At 65.3% G+C, this 16,928-nt stretch carries 18 protein-coding genes; all 18 read right to left on the bottom strand.

Features of this window, described 5'->3' with window-relative positions:
* Positions 1-19 precede the first annotated feature (19 nt).
* Positions 20-661: a hypothetical protein gene (locus WAQ08_RS16205; RefSeq protein ID WP_422192923.1), complete on the bottom strand. Its 642-nt coding sequence runs from the start codon at positions 659-661 to the stop codon at positions 20-22.
* Complete coding sequence (locus tag WAQ08_RS16200) at positions 658-2,367, bottom strand: hypothetical protein (RefSeq protein ID WP_422192921.1); 1,710 nt, start codon at positions 2,365-2,367, stop codon at positions 658-660. Before WAQ08_RS16200 ends, WAQ08_RS16205 begins: the two co-directional genes overlap by 4 nt.
* Positions 2,364-3,899: a hypothetical protein gene (locus WAQ08_RS16195; RefSeq protein ID WP_422192920.1), complete on the bottom strand. Its 1,536-nt coding sequence runs from the start codon at positions 3,897-3,899 to the stop codon at positions 2,364-2,366. Before WAQ08_RS16195 ends, WAQ08_RS16200 begins: the two co-directional genes overlap by 4 nt.
* Before the next feature lie 151 nt (positions 3,900-4,050).
* Entirely contained in the window at positions 4,051-5,547 is a 1,497-nt protein-coding gene (locus tag WAQ08_RS16190; protein WP_422192918.1) for an SGNH/GDSL hydrolase family protein, read from the bottom strand.
* A gap of 2 nt (positions 5,548-5,549) precedes the next feature.
* Entirely contained in the window at positions 5,550-5,864 is a 315-nt protein-coding gene (locus tag WAQ08_RS16185) for a hypothetical protein (RefSeq protein ID WP_422192917.1), read from the bottom strand.
* Positions 5,865-5,878: 14 nt separating this feature from the next.
* Positions 5,879-6,487, bottom strand: a complete 609-nt coding sequence (locus WAQ08_RS16180; RefSeq protein WP_422192915.1) for a hypothetical protein — start codon at positions 6,485-6,487, stop codon at positions 5,879-5,881.
* Positions 6,484-7,263 carry a DUF6682 family protein gene (locus WAQ08_RS16175; protein WP_422192913.1) on the bottom strand — a complete coding sequence of 260 codons (780 nt, stop codon included), beginning with the start codon at positions 7,261-7,263 and terminating at the stop codon, positions 6,484-6,486. Before WAQ08_RS16175 ends, WAQ08_RS16180 begins: the two co-directional genes overlap by 4 nt.
* Positions 7,263-7,961, bottom strand: coding sequence for a hypothetical protein (locus WAQ08_RS16170; RefSeq protein WP_422192912.1), 699 nt, complete (start codon positions 7,959-7,961; stop codon positions 7,263-7,265). The genes WAQ08_RS16175 and WAQ08_RS16170 overlap by 1 nt, the downstream gene beginning before the upstream one ends.
* 63 nt (positions 7,962-8,024) lie before the next feature.
* Positions 8,025-8,474 (bottom strand): hypothetical protein, encoded by a 450-nt coding sequence (locus tag WAQ08_RS16165; RefSeq protein ID WP_422192910.1) that lies wholly within the window; start codon positions 8,472-8,474, stop codon positions 8,025-8,027.
* 57 nt (positions 8,475-8,531) lie between these two features.
* Positions 8,532-9,833, bottom strand: a complete 1,302-nt coding sequence (locus tag WAQ08_RS16160) for a DUF4043 family protein (RefSeq protein ID WP_422192908.1) — start codon at positions 9,831-9,833, stop codon at positions 8,532-8,534.
* Between the two features lie 23 nt (positions 9,834-9,856).
* Positions 9,857-10,969: a hypothetical protein gene (locus WAQ08_RS16155; RefSeq protein WP_422192906.1), complete on the bottom strand. Its 1,113-nt coding sequence runs from the start codon at positions 10,967-10,969 to the stop codon at positions 9,857-9,859.
* Between the two features lie 111 nt (positions 10,970-11,080).
* Complete coding sequence (locus WAQ08_RS16150; RefSeq protein ID WP_422192905.1) at positions 11,081-13,150, bottom strand: hypothetical protein; 2,070 nt, start codon at positions 13,148-13,150, stop codon at positions 11,081-11,083.
* Positions 13,150-14,646, bottom strand: coding sequence for a terminase large subunit domain-containing protein (locus WAQ08_RS16145; protein WP_422192904.1), 1,497 nt, complete (start codon positions 14,644-14,646; stop codon positions 13,150-13,152). The genes WAQ08_RS16150 and WAQ08_RS16145 overlap by 1 nt, the downstream gene beginning before the upstream one ends.
* Positions 14,603-15,280, bottom strand: a complete 678-nt coding sequence (locus tag WAQ08_RS16140; RefSeq protein WP_422192903.1) for a hypothetical protein — start codon at positions 15,278-15,280, stop codon at positions 14,603-14,605. Before WAQ08_RS16140 ends, WAQ08_RS16145 begins: the two co-directional genes overlap by 44 nt.
* Positions 15,277-15,432, bottom strand: coding sequence for a hypothetical protein (locus WAQ08_RS16135; RefSeq protein WP_422192901.1), 156 nt, complete (start codon positions 15,430-15,432; stop codon positions 15,277-15,279). Before WAQ08_RS16135 ends, WAQ08_RS16140 begins: the two co-directional genes overlap by 4 nt.
* Entirely contained in the window at positions 15,429-15,983 is a 555-nt protein-coding gene (locus WAQ08_RS16130) for a hypothetical protein (RefSeq protein ID WP_422192900.1), read from the bottom strand. Before WAQ08_RS16130 ends, WAQ08_RS16135 begins: the two co-directional genes overlap by 4 nt.
* Entirely contained in the window at positions 15,983-16,459 is a 477-nt protein-coding gene (locus WAQ08_RS16125; RefSeq protein WP_422192899.1) for a TIGR02594 family protein, read from the bottom strand. Before WAQ08_RS16125 ends, WAQ08_RS16130 begins: the two co-directional genes overlap by 1 nt.
* Positions 16,456-16,821: a phage holin family protein gene (locus WAQ08_RS16120; RefSeq protein ID WP_422192897.1), complete on the bottom strand. Its 366-nt coding sequence runs from the start codon at positions 16,819-16,821 to the stop codon at positions 16,456-16,458. Before WAQ08_RS16120 ends, WAQ08_RS16125 begins: the two co-directional genes overlap by 4 nt.
* Between the last annotated feature and the right edge of the window lie 107 nt (positions 16,822-16,928).

Raw genomic sequence — 16,928 nt, 5'->3', positions numbered from 1 at the left:
GGCGCCACCGCGTGCGCCATCAATCAGGCGCCGTGGGGATGTAGGTCCACATGATTGCCTGCATAGCTGCTAGGCCGGCAACGAGGTCAGTCTCAGCCAGGGCATACACGGCGTTGCTCTCGTTCATCATCCTCAGGATCTCGGTGTCGACAGCCTTGGAGTGCGCTGTCATTGCCGCCTGCATCGCCAGTGCCTGCTCGCGTGTTACGGCCCGAGGCCAGTCATCGGCATATACGTTCGCGGCGTAAGGGTCGCCCGGGGCTGTCTGGAGAGCCAGCAGCGCTGCGTCGCGCACTCGATTGGAGTTGCGCTCGTCGCATCGAACGCGGCGCCAGTCCGAATCGATTTCAAAGTAGAACCCGCGAGCGTAGAAATACTCGGACTCGGCCATGGCGAGATTGCCCCTGGCCTCGCCTGCAGCGTAGATGTTGGTCACCCAGCTCAGGCTCAGCGGCTCCCAAACATGGTCATCGCTGGGCTGCGCAGGCAGGGGTTGGAACTCCGTACCGTCAAAGTACAGCGGCATCTCCAGCTCGTCGTTCAGGAGGAGTGCCGATTGGTTCCCGGGGTCAGGCAGCGGGAAGGCCCCGAGGTCCGGGCCGGTCAGCACCTGAGAGACGATGAACGTCTCATTGCTGAAGTAGGCAACGCGAACTGTCATCGTTTGGCCCCAAGGCATGCCAGGGTGGCGTTGGTAAGCGTGGAGTTTTGTCCATTAATGACCCCGCCTATTTGGTAGCTGTGGACCCCGGGACCGGGGTAGTCCACGAACGCGTAGCAGAGTGCGCCCTGGCCCGCCACGGGGACGAGGGGGCCGCCCGACAGTGCCCGTATCTGAGCCCCATTGCGGAAAATGTTCATGCGGACCTGGCCGGCGTTACCGCCCCCGCCCCCACGAAGCATGATGGCTCCAATGATGATCACGGCGCCGCCAGCGAAGTCGCCTCCGGGCGTCCCCGCCACCCAGGTGTTTGTGTTCCCGGCAGCGGTCCCGGACCACTCTACGCCGACAGGAACAGTCACGGCATTTCCCGCGATGTTCACTGTGTTCACGGCGTTAACCGCTGTGGCGGTCATCGTTCCAGAGAACGTCCCGGTGGCGCTGTCCAGGTGCTTCGCGGTGATGTTCCCTCGGGCCGTCAGGTTGTAAATTTCAACGCTGCCGTCAAATTTGATTTGGATACCTGAAACGCCAGCCACGAAGTTACTGGATTCGATGCTGATCGTGGTGATCTTGAGCCCGCCGATTTGGCCGGTGCCGTCGGCGCGCAGCGCGAAGCCGGCTGTGTTCAAGACGTAGTTGACCGACCGGATCAGGTCCAGGTCCATGTAAATGCCACCGATCCACCCCGTGCCATCGTTGTTCCATCGCCAGCCCGTCGAGCCGCTGACCCAGTTGGTGGACATGATGTAGTTGGAGCCGATGAAGCTGCCACCGATGGCACCAGCCGAGGCGAAAACGGTGCCACGCACCACGGTGTTGTTGCGCTCGCTGTAGCCATCAGAGCGATCGATCCAGCCACTGACGCCTGCAACATAGTTCGTCGACTGAATGTGGGCCCCAACAGCCAGGCTGCCGCCGATCAGCTTGGCCACGCTCAGGTTGGCGATCTGCGCGTTGTCCACCACCAGGTTCTCCATGAGGCCGCTGGTGGCCAGGAGATATCGGGTGACGGTGTAACCCACGGCGAGCGCCCCGAAGGCTCCATCCGACTTCACAGAGCCAGACTGCAGGTCCACAGCACCCTCAGCAAGCTGTGCTGCCTGCACCGCCAGTGCAGCGAGCTGCGCGTTGCCGATCTTGCCAGTGGTTGCCTGCACGCCGTGGAGCCCACCCTTGATCGGGCCCTCGACGCCATCGCGTGACTCCCACCGGATCCAGATGCACCACCTGGTGTTCGGGTTCGTGGGGTGGGCATAGATCGTCAGCGCCCCGCCAGCGGAGCCGATCCGCGAAGCATCGGCAAAGATCGGCTCTGTGGCACCATCAGGCCACTGCGCTCCATAGATATTCGTCTGGCCGTGCCCGTGGCCAGCCAGGTAGATCGGGGTTTCCCACTCCACGAGCAGCGATGTCACGGCCGCTGTGACCGTAAGCGTGGTAGACACAGGAGGCGGCGTCAGGTCTGGCTCGTACTCGCTGCCCCCATCACCATCGCCGCTACCGGTGCCACCCGATCCGCCCGTCGAGTTCCCCCGGCCGTCCAGGTAGCCCCAGGCTTGCATGTCGGACACGCGAGCAGCGCGATCAGCACCGCGGGTGCCGATGATCTTTTGGAGGGCCTCGCGCCACTGGTCCAGCACAGCCTTGAGCTGCGGATCGAGGTTCGTGGGCAGCGCGGGGATGTCGCGCAGCTTCTGGCTCACGAGATTTCCTCGGGGCTCTCACCCAGCAGCACTGTGAGCACGGGCTTAATGGCCTCCACGTGGATCTGCCACAGCCTCGACTCGTAGCCATCAGGCAGGCCCACGACCCCCCCGTCCTCAACCACCACCACGGCTCGCTCCACCATCGGCACGTCCATCCGGTCGGGGTCCTCCTCGGCTTCGGTGTCCTCGCTGAACAGGCGCACAGTAACGGGCCAGGCGTTGCCCATGACCCGCAAGTAGCCGAAATTGGTGCTGGGCGTCGTGAACACCTTGGACACGAACTTGGCCGTCATGAAGGCGGCGCCTGCGTCCCACTTCTTGATAGAGCCGCCATCGAGCACGAACAGCGCTCCGGTGTAGGGATCGTGGTACGCCGCAGGAAAGCCGACATCCAGCCAATACATCCCCGTCGGGTTGAGCGGGTCGATCAGGAATCCCTTCCAGCCCGCTCCGGCGTTGTAGAAGCCCACGTACAGGCCGCGCCATTGGCAGCCCACCAGGCTCGGCGGGTTTATTGCAAGCCAGTCGTCCGGGGTCAGCAACCCCATGGTGAGCACGCGGGCGCCTGTCGTACCCACATAGGCCAGGCCATCGGGCGTGGCCCAGGCTGCGCCCTGGGGCAGGCTCACGGCAGATGCTGGCGACACGCACGATCCGACGAACGGCAGGCTGTCCAGGGGTTGCTCGCTCATGGAGGCCGGATCCTGACCCGTGATGATGCTCGGCGTGCTGGTCGTCAAGACCAGCAGGTTCTGCTGCCACGTGGCCAGGGCCTGCGGTGTGAAGCCAAGCAGGATCTCGAAGGACAAGGGCCAGGCGTACAGTCGACCACCGGCCACCGAGAACCGCACGGACTTGCCAACGATGGCTGCGGCCATGCCGTTCCACAGGGTAGTGAGCCAGGTCAGGTTGTCAGGCGGCGGCACCCAGGCGCCCAGGATGCCTTCGCCCTGTGTGACCAGCACCTCGCCTAGTTCTCCTGCATCGTCCTCGATCGTGGCCTGGCCAATCGGCGCCTCGCTGACCAACTGGAAGTCTGACGCACCCTCCTGGCTGGTGGCAGTCCGGTAGAGGCGCCGCTTCGTGATGCCGTAGTTCCCGGCCGGTGGCGCCTCGAAACTGGACGCCTCGATGATGGCGCCGCCGTTGCAGGCGATCTTGGTGAATGGCGATGGCGCCGATTCCCACCCCAGGTCGTTGGCAATGGTTGTCAGGTAGTAGCGGGTTTCGGCCGAGCCTGCTCCGTCCGTGGTGATGGTCAGCGTAGGCGGGCTGGTCGGTGCAGGCACTGCCAGCTCACGGGTGGCGTTCGGTGCGGGAGCCGGCAGCACCATCGTGTTGTCGGTCCACTTCGGCGAACCCGACCCGCTGAAGTAGATGCGCCCCGTGGGGTCCTCTGGATCGAAGCCACGGATGACGTGCACAAGCGTTGTCCACGACAGCCATGCCCCGCCCCCGCCTCCCGGCCCTTCACCCATGAGGAAGATGGACTTGCGCTGAGGCGCCAGCGGCACTGAAGCGATTGCCAAGGGTATGCGCCACGGTCGAAGATCGCCCCGGCTGGGGTTCTGGTTGACGCTATCTGAACCAACCGTATCAGCCAGTAGACGTGGATTCGGCCCCTTCGCTGCTCCAGCGAAGCCCGTAACCTGGATTGGTGCCATAGGTACTGCTACATGGTCAAGCCCAAGGGCTCGGTGGCTTCTGCGCGGGCGTGATGGGCCGAAGTTGAGGTAAAGAGACGATCCAGCGCACCGGCCCCGCCGCAGGCTCGTCCGCGAACCCGCGCAGATAGAGACTCTGCTCGACCTTTTGCGGGGCGTTGGCTTTTACCTGAAAGGTCGGTGTCGCCGTGATGCCCGAGAAGGCGCTTTCAACGCCGCGGTCATCTGCGCTGTTGACGAGCGCCTGACGGCTGTTGATCGCCCCCCCGTCTGCGACCGCGTCGGTGACGTTGAGGACGTGCTCCGGGCAGCGGACCTTGTGGGCCGCGGTCATTCCTTCCGCCAGCAGTCCAGGCGCTGCGCCAGGCAGACCCACGCGAACGCGGGCAACTCCACAGATGTTCTCCCCACCGACGAACTGGCCGGCCGAGTCCTTGAACACCAGCAAGGCGAACGCCGACAGGTTGCTGGTGTAGGTCACATCGATCTGGACTGCTTTGCCGTTCCCCTCTGGGTCATCGATCAGGGTGGCCGTGCCGCCGGATGTCCCGCCGCCAAAAGCAACCTGCGCGCCCAGCACGCTGTTCGCCAAGTCGCCAGCGTTGTACAGCACGTTCCCCTGCAAGAGCGGGTTCACCTGGTACTGTCCTACGGCAGAGCCGGTGGTGATGTTGGCAGCCGAACCCCGAATCAGCAGAGTCGACTCACAGAGCTCCGGGCCGATCTCCTTAAAAACCGTCAAGGCCATGCGGTAGGCCCCTGCGTTGTTCAGGTGCACTGCCTTCCCCGTCAAGGGATCGTTGTGGAGACCGGGATAAGAGCGCCCTGTGAGCGGGTTCAGGAATGCTGCGAAGGCGTCGGGGACGCGTAGGTTGTTGGGGTACTCGGCGCGCAAGGCCTTGAGGCCTTCGTTCCATGCTGCCAGCGCGACACGCTCTGTCGCTGTGAAAGGTGTCCCAAGCGGCCCCTCAGGCGGTTCGGTCGGCCAAACAACAATGGTGCCCAGGCGCCGCGCCTCATTCAAGATCAGCCGCGCATCGCGCAACGAATCCTCCAGGGACACATTGTTGAGCACATTGTTGATGCCCAAGGACAAAAAGAACCAGTTCGGTCGATAGGGCGTCCAGCCGGCCAACTCGTTGCGCCCGAACAGGGAGCCCCCGAGGGGGTTGTGTTGGCGCGCCACGAACTGGCTGGTTCGATCACCGCCGCGCCCGCAGGCCTGCACAAGCTGAAGCGGCTGACCTGCCAGCAGCATCAACCAGGCCGGCCAATTGCGCGACGTCATTGCCGCGACATACATGTTGTTGATCAACTGGTCGGTGGTGTCCGCGAAGCCCTGCGCCCCTCGCGAGTCACCACCATGGGCGTAGCGTTTCCCTGAGACAGCAAGCGCCATGCTGGCACGCAACAGTTGCAAGCTGTCCAGCATTGCCGAAGACGCGCCACGCATGTCGACCGCAGGAAGCCGGACCGCCTTGCGGGAAGCCTTGGGGTAGATGGTGACGCTCATGGTCAGGCCCCCACGCAGGCTGTGGCACTGCGAAGAGCGCCAGCGTTCGACGCCAGCTCCGCGCGCACGAAGAACCAGCCTTGATCCTCGGTCGCGAAGGTCGTGCCATCGGCCGGCGTCGTGAGGCTGAGCGTGACCGTCGCGATCTTGGTGCCGATGCCATGGCCTGCGTTGGAACCATAGAAGTCGACCACGGCTGAGGTGGCGCCATCCACCAGACACGCGTCAACTGAGCGGATGAATCCCTCCGTGGGTCTCCAATCACCCTTGGAAGGGACGTTGGCATTCTGGAGCAGGGTCGGATTGGTGCGCGGCACGGTGTTCTCCTGGGTTAAGCGGGGTTGACCCGCAGGCGGTGGGCGACCACGACCTGGTTCAGGCCGATCTGGGTGGCCAGCTCGTCGGCCTTGGTTTGGAACTCGGACAGATGCCAGGCCGCCTTGGCGTCATTGACGTAGGTCGTGCCTGGCTCGGCGAGCAGGCGAGCAAGGGCGCCATGCTTCAGGGCCTCCCGGTGGGCTAGCCACAGGAAGTCGGGAAACTCGGTGGCATCCGGCGTCGGGGCAAACGCCACGAAGAGCCGCACCGGCAGAGGCGGGCTTGGTTCTGGCAGGATCTTGAGCGATGTGTTCAGATCCTGGTCGTGCAGCAACACAGGCCGCATCACGCTCGCGCGTTCGAGGTCTGCCGAGTTGCGATGCAACACCGTGGCGTCGCGGCCATCGACCTTGGCGTCGAGCAGCTGAACCACCTGCGTAGCATCAGCGCCCGTGGTATCGAAGGTGAGCGCATTGCTCTGCCTCTCCACCCAGTTCGAAAGGATCCTGGTTCGGGTGCAGAACTCGATCACGGCGAAGCGCAGTGCCTCAACAGCCTCGGGCACGGAGCAGCCCGGTACGCCCAGCATCACCTTGGGAGCTGCTTCGGCGAACTTCATCATGAAGCACCTCCCGGCACCTCTGGCGCGAACGGCAGCGTCTTCAGGTTCGGGTTCTGGCCAGTCAGTTGCTCCATCGTTGTGTTGATGGCGCCGGTGAAGGCCTGGGCGTGCACCATGGCCCGGGCCAGCGAGGCTTGCCCCTTATCCGACAGCAGCCGGTAGGCCACGATGTAGTTCCACAGCTCGTCGCTGTAAAGCTCATCCAGACCCACGTCGGCGTCGTTGCCGCCGTCCCACTTGTAGATCTCCGCGCCCGGCTCGCCACCGGCCACGATGGTAGGAGGCAGTACGGCCCAGGTCATGTCGACCCAGACATCACCCATCACCCCCGGGTAGACGTAGGCATAGCGCGGCTGCTGCGGGTTGTATGCGTAGTGCAGGACAGCCGGCCCTGTGCTGGCATGCCAGTCAGGTTCGAAGGTGTCGAGGCGCTGCCGATCAACCAGCGTAATGGCTCGCCCAACTGCCACGCCGTCTGATCCCCGGTTGCGAGGGATGTCCAGCAACTGGACACACCACATGTCGCGAGCGTCGGATCCATCACCAGGCTTCACTCGGGCGGCCGGCACCAGGTCGATGCGCTGCTGGGTGCCCGGGTCAAGCTTGACCGCGTCGGTGCGGGCGCACACGTGGGGCATGTACTTGCACAGCGCTCGCACGCCGTTGCGAGCAGCCAGCACCATGTCGATTTCGCTGTGGCGGCCGAACTGGGGCTTCGTGTCCGACAGCGTCGAGCTGCAGCGGCGCAGCAGCTCGCGGACCAGGAGCTTTGCCATCAGGCTGCAGCCTTGCCTGCGCCTTTCGGCTTGCCCCGCCCGGCTGCAGCCTTGCCTGCGCCCTTGTCGGGCGCTGCCGAGTCATCAGGCGCAGGCGTTCCGGCTGGCTTCTGCTGCTCGGGGGAGGGCGGGGGCGGCGGATCCATCGGCTTCAGCGACTGCAAGCTGGCCGCGAACTTCGCGCGCGCTTCGACAGCATCTTGACGGTCCGCCCGATACTGCAGGTAGTCATCGACATAGGCTGTGCGCCCATCGGCGCTCAGAGCATTCCAGTCGGCCGGCGATAAGCCGGTGCCGCGGAAGGTGTGCGTGATCGCGTCGTCGCGCTGCACCTCGATGCCCGGAGCAATGTTGAACACACTGTCCGGATGGTTCGACCCGGCCAGGAGCACGAACACGACCTTCTCGGCTTCGCGCTGCGTGGTGGCTTCTGGGACCGTGGCGGTGGAGCGAACGGATTCCGTGGCGACCTCTGCGGCGGCGGCCACGATCGATTGCTGCGCGGCGCTCGGCGCTGGCGGAGTCAGGTCCGCATCGTCAGCCACAGCCCACACAGCCGGATGCTCCAGGATCTTGGCTAGTGCGGTCACGGGCACACGCTGGATGTCGCCGTAGCCCCGCCACACGATCCCTGTGCCGGCTACGTTGTCTTGCTTGAAGGGCTTGCGCCCGAGGTACACCACATTCACGGTCGTCATCGCGATCTCCAAATAAAAAAGCGGGCCGCAAGGGCCCGCTGGTGGTTGGTAGAGGTAGCTGGATCAGGCGACGCCAACGACGCGGCCGCTCGCGATCGCCCAGATGGCAGTGGCAGCCGGCAAGCCGACGGCCGGTGCCGTGGGCTTGAGCACGATCTGCACGTTCTCCTGGAAGGTGATGGGCTCGAAGGCCAGGTCAACCCAGCCGTTCTGCGCAGCCTGGAAGGCGGCAGAGGCGTTCAGGAAGTAGCTGGGTGCGGCCGCCACGCGCTGCTCAGGGTGCGTGGAGCGGTAGCCCAGGTTGGCCACCAGGGTGGCGCCGGAATCCAGGTCGCCGGCCCGGTACTTGAGGCCCGTCAAGCGGGTGCCCGCCGGGATTTCCATCAGGATGACCTCATCGGCGGCGACCAGCGCTGCCGTGATGTCGATCTTGTTGTCGTCATTCCAGGCGTTGCCATAAGAAGACGTGCTCAGCTTGGGTGTGTAGGCCTGTTGGCCACGGTAAACAGTCATGATGTTCTCCTGTGATAGGTGCACGAGCGGGCGAGGCCAGGCCCCGCCCTGCCCGCCTTACTGGCCCACGGCCTTCACGGCCCCGTCGATGACGAGGATCCCGTGGTCGGTGGGCTCCAGGATGCCGTCGGCGTTCTTGAACGAGAACCGCAGCTTGGCTTCGGCACCCATCCACTCACCCATGGCCTCGTGCTTGGAGCCGTAGTCGTAGACACGCTCCTTGAAGGCCGCGGTGAAACCGCTGCTCGAGTTCTTGCCCAGCAGCGAGGCGAAGGCCTGCGCGCCCATCAGCACAGAGCGAGTCACGCGGAAGCCGTTGCCCAGGCCGCCATTGACCTGCACGTCGGTTTCTGTGGCCGTGTAGCGGTTGGCCGAGCTGATGTGCTTGACCGTGTCGCCAGGGTTGAAGCAGATGCTGTGCTCCATGCTGCGGATCAAGATCTTGTTCCACATCAGGATATCGCCACGGAACAGCGGGTGGCGCTGGCCCATCTGGTTGGCCCGCTCGATGGCGGCAGACTGCCACGCGCGAATGTTGTTGCCAGCCGTAGCCTCCGTGACCAGCTGGGCATACGCCTGCGGGTCCAGGAACAGCACACCACGGATGGGCGAGTCGCTGGCAGCAGGGTCGCCCGGCACGCGCAGCGGCTGCAGCTTGAACTCCAGCGAGTCCAGGTACTCAGCGATCGCGTCGATGTGACCGAGCTTCCAACCGTCGGTCGAATCGATGTTCGCCAGCTGCTGGCCGCCCTGCACGACGTTGGCGCCGTCGATCACCAGGTGGCGATTGTAGGTCGGTGCCAACACCGGGTTGATCATGACCTTGCTGAAGTTCTGCGCCGACTGCAGCGGGATGTGCCAGGACTTGCCGCGCTGCGCACCACGGGCGCCAGCAATGTGCACCAGCGCGCGGTTCCACATCAGGCGCGGGAAGTAGCCCATCAGCTGGGCCATGGCCATGCCGCGCAGATTGATCTTGGTGCGCTGGTCGATCATCGTGCCGGGCACGGCGTTGATGACCTTGGATGCCAGATCAATCTTGGCTTCCATGGACGCGATGTCCACGTTCTCGCCACGGCCCTCGCGCATCTCGTCGCCCATGATGGGCTCGCCGCCCAGCACATCGTAGGCCTCGATGGTGACCATCGTGCCCGACTTGGCGGCGGACAGGTCCTTGACGATGATGCCCGGCAGCCCGGGGTTCGATTGCTGCTTGACGATCTGCTCGGCCTCGCCCTGCTTGGGCGCAGCACCGCACAGGCGGCTCAGATCGGTGGGGGCCTTGATGGCTGCAGCAGTCAGGGCAACCGACTGCTGCTTGAGCGCGAAGGCCGACTTGTCGGTAACTTGCGTGGTCATTGCGGGTTCCTTTCAGGACCAGGTCAGAACGACACGCCTGCCAGCTGCATAAGCTGCTCTTCCGACATATCCATCGCCTTGTTCATGGCGGCGGAGTCGGAGAGGTCTGCCCAGGTGTCAGTCTTGGGCGGAGCGCCGCCGATGTCCGACAAGGTCGGCAGTGCGGCGGACTGGACGGCAGGCGTGGCTGCGGGTTGGGCGGGTGCTGCTGCAGGGGCACCAGGCAACGCTGCGGCGGGCACAGCGCCCGCCGCGGGCTTTTGTTGGTTGGGGTTGGCGATCCCGAACTCGGCACAGACCATGGCCTGCACCTTCGAGAAGCGAGTGGCGTAGTCCGCGTTCTCAGGGTCCTTGGCCAGGACCGCATCGAGAGCCACAGCGCGTTGCCATTGCTTGCTGTCTTTGTTCCCCATCCACTCGCCGATCAGGCTGTTGGCCGCGATCGCGCGATCAAAGGCTTCGTCATCCGACTCGGCAGTTGCCGGAGCGGGCGCGGGGGCATGAGCAGGAGCCGGGGCCGGGGCTTGCGCCTGGGCGGCTTGGATCTGCTTGAGCACCTTGGCCTGCTCCTGCATGACCTTGAGCGGTGCGGCGAGCTGTGGGAAGTCAGACTCGATCAGAGCGATCTGCTCGGGCGTGAGCGAAGCCGGGTCGGCCTGCGCTGCGGCCAATGCCTCTTGCGAGGTGCTGGCAGCCTTGCGGGCTTCATCGAGTTCGCGCTCGAGCTGGACATTGCGGTTCACGCTGTCCCGGAGCTGATCCCTTGTGCTCTTGAGCACCGTGTACGGGATGACGGACTTGCCGTCGGCAGTCAGCACACCAGCGACATAGCCGTCTTGAGCAGGTCCAGCGGTGGGCGCAGCGCTGGGATCCACTGCGGGGGCCGGCGCAGGAGCAGCTGCAGCAGGTGCGGTAGCGGCCGGCGCAGGGGCTGGGGCAGCGGGTGCAGAGGCAGCAGTGGCATGAGCAGCGGCGGGCGCAGCGGTATCGCCCGGGGCCGACTGGTTGGATGCAGCGGCACCACCGTCCGCAGGGTCAGCATCAGGGATGAGGTTGGCCCAGGTTGCGGGGTCGGTGAAGTCCACCTTATCGGGATCCAGATCGGCGATCCTGTCTTCGAGGCTTTGTTTCGTCATTGCTTTCCTCGTGTCGGTGAGGTCCGAAAAGAAAAAACCCGCACGAGGCGGGTTCGGGGTTGCCGGCGAATACACCTGCGCAGGGGGCCGGCGCCCTGCGAGGCGAACTGGTCAGGCTAAGGCGGCCTCGTTCAGGGCGTCAGCGATCGCCTGGTCCTCTGGGGCTGGGGCCGGCAGAGCGGGCGGGGCCAGAGCGGCCTGCGCCTTGGCCGATTCGCTGGCGGTCTTGGCCAGGGTCAGCTGCACGTCTGCTTCCTTCTTATTGACGTCGGCCGTAGCAGCGCGCAGCTGCAACTGCTGGGTGACCTCTGCGAGCTGCGCCTGCATGGCTTCCATCTGTTCTTCCATGGCCTCGCGCTGGTCGTCGGCCTCTCCTGGCTCTGGCACGCCGTTCTTCTTGCGCATCCAGTTGGCGTACAGGTCCCGGTTCTCCAGGTCGGTGCTTTCGATGAAGGCCGGCACCAGCACGGCGCGAGCGATCGGGTCGTTGCCCACACCCTGGATGGCCGTTGACAGTTGCTGCTGTTGCTGCTGGCGGTGTGACGGCGTGGACGGCGTGTCCTGTAGGGCGATGCGCACCGGCGCGTCTTCCACGTGGTTGACCGGCATGCCCTCGGGGCTGAAGGTGTTGAGCACCACGACACGGGCCTTCTTGCCGGTGCCGGTGCTTACCTTCATATTGGGCGCGGCCATGTCCTCGAGGATCAGCTCGGACAGGCACTCGCCCACGGCGCGCCGCGACATCCGGTAGTTGTCGTTAACCTCGCCGAGGCTCACCAATGACTGCTCGACCAGCGAGTTGATAGCCAGGCCAGATGTCACCCCGCTGGGCGCGTTGCCAAGCATGGTCGAGTAGATGCCCGGCACGTCCTGGATCAACTGCTTGGCGTCCTGCATCACGTCGACCTGCTCGCGGGCCAGTTCGGTGTTGCGGTTGATCTTCAGGCCGTCGGTGTTCTTGCGCGAGGCCTTGAGCACGAACACGCTGTCCGGCCGCATCACCTCCAGGGCCAGCTGCTTGAATGTGTTGTACTTCTCGTCAAGCGCGTCGCTATCGACGAACACCTGCACCGCCTTGAGCAACCAGCGCAGGCGCGAACGACGCTCGTTGTACTCGTCCTGCGGGTCGATCATCCCGTGCACCAGGCCGTAAGGCGTGCCGTACTCGTCGTCGCGGTAGCACCACCATGGTATCAACGGGAAGTTGCGGTACCGGGTGGGCACATCGAACAGGCGGAAAGGGCCGCAGAAAAGTGCCCGGCGGATGATGTAGCTCGGCCCCTTGATCAGCTTGGCCATACCCCGCTGCACCATCGCCACGTGCACCGGGTTCTGCGGGTTGAAGCGCACGCGGCGCGTACCCACCACCATCGCCACCAGGATCTGGGGCTGCTTGTAGTAGACGTCGTAGAACCGCACCCGGCGCCTGTTGCTGTTGTCCAGCCACTCTTCCTGCTGCCGGTTGAACGACATGCGGGTCTGGTGCAGGGACTCGAACTTATCGCTGGTCAGCACCGAGGCGGCCATCGCGTCCGACAGCGGGCCCGCGTGCAGGCCCAGGCGGATGGTGTCCGCGAACTGGGGCAGCGCGGTGACCGCTTCGTCCTCGTCGATCCATCGCTGGCGGCACACCCACTTCCCGTCCGTCAGCAGGCGCGAGCGGGCGCGGAAATCCCACCAGACTTCATTGCGGTGGATCTCCTGCACCCGGTAGGGGTAGCCCAGCGGGTCCGGGTTGCGCGAGACCTCGACCCAGCCTATGCCGGCGCGCAACTGGCTGGAGTACGCGTCGGACATGGCCATGTCTGCCCACGACTCGCGCTGCGCCTCATGCAGCTGCTCATTGAGCACCTGGGCCAGGTCGCCGAACGCGTTGGTGTCGGCGGTGGCCATCCAGTCCAGCCGGGCCCGGGCTTCCTGACCGAGGGCGCCGTTAACCGTGCGCTGGATCAGATTGACGATGGTCTTGGGCTCCCCCGTTTCCTCCATGCGTGCGATCTGATCGCCGCTGAGCTGCTTGCCGTCGAAGTACTGGCAGCACTTGTCCGCGCTGGCCCGCCACTCCGGCTGCTGGGCAATGTCGGAGAGCATGCGCTCCAGCGCATACAGCGACATGCCATCGCCCGTGGCCAGGTCCCGGTCGGGCCGGTGGCCATCCTGCTGATCGGAGGTGTAGAGCATCAGTTGTAGCGGGTGCGGGCGCGGAACTCGGCGGCCGACTGGCTCAGATTGACCGTGGCCACGTCGATGCCCGACACGACCAGATAGCGGGTGGCGTCCATGGCGTGGTCCTTTTGCTTGACGATGTGGCCCTTCTCGTCGCGCCGGTAGATCCGGTACTCGGCGAGCCAGGGCCGCAGTGACTTGAAAACCTTCAGGCGCCCCGTGGCCAGGCGCTGGTGGACCTCGAAGAGGCCCGATTCGCGGCTGTTGTCCGCTTCCGTGACGTCCAGTCCCAGCTCCTGGTAGATCTCCAGCAGCTGTTCGCCGTCTTTCTGACTGCGGCCCCTGGAGGCTGGGTCGATGACACCGGGGATCCACTCCCCCCGGCCGCGGATGCCCGCAACGTGCGTGCTTGGCTCCTGCTGGCCCTGGTAGTGAAGGCTGTAGAGGTACAGCACATCCGCGTCGCGATCGAGCGCGCCGAACACCGCGGCCGTACAGTTCCAGCCCACGTCCAGACCGTAGGCGCGGGGCCAGTGCGGCGGGATCTCGAAGTCCTCGCACGTGATCTGGTCTTCGGGCACCGGGTAGATCGCCCCGCTGCCGATGTTCGGGATGCCCTTGGAGCGGCTCTCGCGCAGGTGGACTTCGGCCTCGGCCAGCATCCGGCGCTTCTGGTCAGCAGACAGGTGGGGCACGTCGTCCCAGCCAGCCATGACGATGCCGCGATCCTCGTTGTAGCCAATGCGCCCCTCTGGTGTCTGCGCGTCCTCACCCAAATACTTCAGGACGATGGGGGTCAGGCCCCGCAACGGCGTAAAGGTCTCGATCAACAAGCCGCCGGTGGTCATCAGGCGCATCACGCACTCGGCGCGCACACCCTCGTTGGCCTCCTCGTCCAGCCAGACCAGATCCTTCTCGGTGCCCTGGAAAGCCTCGCGGCCCTGGTCGTACGACTTGAAGGCCAAGCGGGACACGCCGCCAGATGGCAGATGGCGCACCTCGATGTAGTCCAGCGCACCGTTCCCGTTTTGGCGCTTGACGATCTTCAGGATGTCGTCGCCCGGTACCAGGCCGGTGCCGTAGGCGCTCTCAGGCCCGACCAGCTTGGTCTGGATGATGTCGCGCACCGTTTCCTTGGTGTCGCCAGCAGCCCAGGCATTGATGGGACGCGTGAAGCGGCGGCCAGTCCACCACCACGGGTAGCGCCCAGTCAGGTGCAGAACCGTCTCGTACCCGCCGCCACCCTCGGTCTTGCCGACCCGGTTGGCAGCCATGAAGCACCTGGTGGACACCCTGGCGCCCATCTCGAAGAAGGCCATGTGCTGCGGGTACAACTCGCGGCGCAGTGGCCCATCGTCTGGGAAGTATGCGAACAGCTTGCGCCGGCTATCGCGGCGCTCTTTCTCCTTGATGAGGGCGAGCAGCTCGACCCGGGCGTCCCGGCTCAGCTGGTCGAGTGCTGGAAGTTCAGCCGGCAGCCGCTGGGGCTGGACCGGTACCAGGTCGGCCAAGGTAGGCGTTGAGCTTCGTGTTCAACTCGTCGTCGGACATGTCCTCGAAGCCCTTGGGCTTGTCGGGGCCGATGCCGATGCCGTAGGCCTCGCGCTCCATGGTCACGAGCGATTCCATGGTGGCGGCCAAATCCTTCATGGCCTTGATCTGGCCCGGCGTGCTGATGACCGAGCGATAGATGTCGTTCAGCCGGTCGCGCCCACGGTCATCCTCCTGGCGCATGAGGTCGGCCAGTTCCTCAAGCACAGGCATGTTGTCCGTCTCGCCCTGCAGACGGGCCAGCAGCTGCATGCTCAGGGTGCGCGCCGTGGCGATGTCCCGGCGGTGCGATAGCCGAACATCAGCGATCGCTCGGGCATTGGCCTCGACCACCGCACCCTCGTTCACCTTGGCGGCGGCCCGCTCCTCTTCTCGCAGCGCCTGGCGCCGGACCAGCTCATCGGCCTTGTGGTCGATCTTGGCCTTGAGGTCCCGTGTCCAGCCTTCTTTGTCGGCCCGCCGCTTGATCTGCACGTGGCTGACCGCGTTGTCATGCTTCTTCGCGATCTCGCGCAGGGAGAGCACGCCGGCCTCGAAGTCGATACGGATGGCCTCCCAATCCGACTGGGCGCTTGCTGGCTTCGGCTCGGTCACAGCTCTTGCTTGTTGGCTTGGCGGTGCTGGTGCACCTGAGCGGCCTGCTGGGCCCGCACGCGCGGCGCCGTGGCGATGATCCAGGCGAATGGATTGCCATCGCGCTGTGGATCGTGGCGAGGCACGGGCGGCAAGCGCAGCAGCGTGCTCAAGGTTGGGTCTCCACCTGCACGGGCACGTTCAGGGCTTCGGCGGCGCGGTGCTCGGCTTCGCAGCGCTTGCCTGCCCGGAGGCTTCGCGCAAGATCTGCTGCCAGCGAGCGCTGTTCGCTGTCGCACGCTGCAAGGGCGGCACCGAGGGCTCGGACTGTCGGGCCTGATCGCTCAGGGGCTGCACCCGGCTGCACTCCAGCACCACAGGCGGTGGCGACGGCTGCGTCGATATCGACCCGCAGCCCTGCACCAGCAGCGTCAGCGACGCCAGCAGCGGCAACGTCAGCCGCGAACGTCTTGTCGTATGCATCAGCGGCTCCTGCCCGTTGCTTGAAGGATTGGCCCTCGGCAGCGCGGAATGCCTGCGAGCCATCGAGCGCGACGGTCAGGCGCTGGCCCGTCGTCGTGGCCGTGCTGGCCTGGCACTCGGTGTCCCGCACGTCATAGCCGTACTGGTAGAGGGCGCGGGCGCCCAGGACCAGACCTGCGCCCACCACCACGGCGAGCAGGCCCCAGCCCCAGGGCGGCACACGAGCAAGCAGGCTCAGCATCAGGCCTCCGAGGTGCTGGCGGCCACGCCGGCCAGGAGCGGCAGGCGGCTCTGTGGGATGGGCTCACCCATGGGGTAGCGATAGCCCTCGACGCGGTCACGCGCGAAAGCGGCGATGCTCACCTGGTTGCCCTGGTTTCCGCCCAGCACCATCAGGTTGCCCTTGGCGTCCAGGCCCACTACAAAGCCCATGTGCCAGCCACCCGGGCGGCGAAAGACCACGATGCAGCCATAGACCGGGCTGGGCAATGCCACACCCCAGCCGAGCCAGTTCTTCGCACCATCGGTGCGGGGCGAGCGGATGCCTGCCTCCTCCATCACCGCGCAGGCGAATCCCGAGCACCACGGGATTTCGTCGTTCTTGATGCCGGCCAGCTTGGCCAGCCTCCAGAAGCCCAGGATGATCGGGTTGTGGGTCGGGCCGGGGATTTCCTTGACGCCGATGTACTTGCGAGCGTTGTCGATCCAGCGTGTCATTGACTGCCTCCGTTGACGCCCATCCAGGCCTTGATCCGGCTCTCGCCCAACCGCTCGAGCAGTTGGATGCCGCGCGTGCCCATATGTCCGCTTATGCCTACCACCGAGGCTGTGAGCAGGGGCGGGAAGCCGGTCCACTCGCACAGGTAGAAGGCCAGCAGGCCAGCAAAGGCAGACGTGGCCACCTCGCCGATCAGCGCGTTGATGCTCCAAAGCTCGGCCTTGCCGGCGCGCACGCGGGCATACCAGCTGACCAGCCCGCCCAGGATCGACATGCCCAGCATGAAGCCGTACTGGCCCAGGCTGTAACTCAAGGGATCCTTGACGCTCAGTGCCTGCGCCGAGGCCACGAGCGGCTGCATAAGCAACCCGCAAATGGCCAGGTGGATGAGGATTTCGCGCATTGATTGGGCCCAGAAATGCATAAAGCCCCGGGCGGCATGCGCTGCGGGGCTTTGGTCTGGCGGGG

The organism is Aquabacterium sp. (assembly GCF_049274795.1).
Classification (GTDB): domain Bacteria; phylum Pseudomonadota; class Gammaproteobacteria; order Burkholderiales; family Burkholderiaceae_C; genus Aquabacterium.
This window is presented reverse-complemented; position numbering and strand designations above follow the sequence as displayed.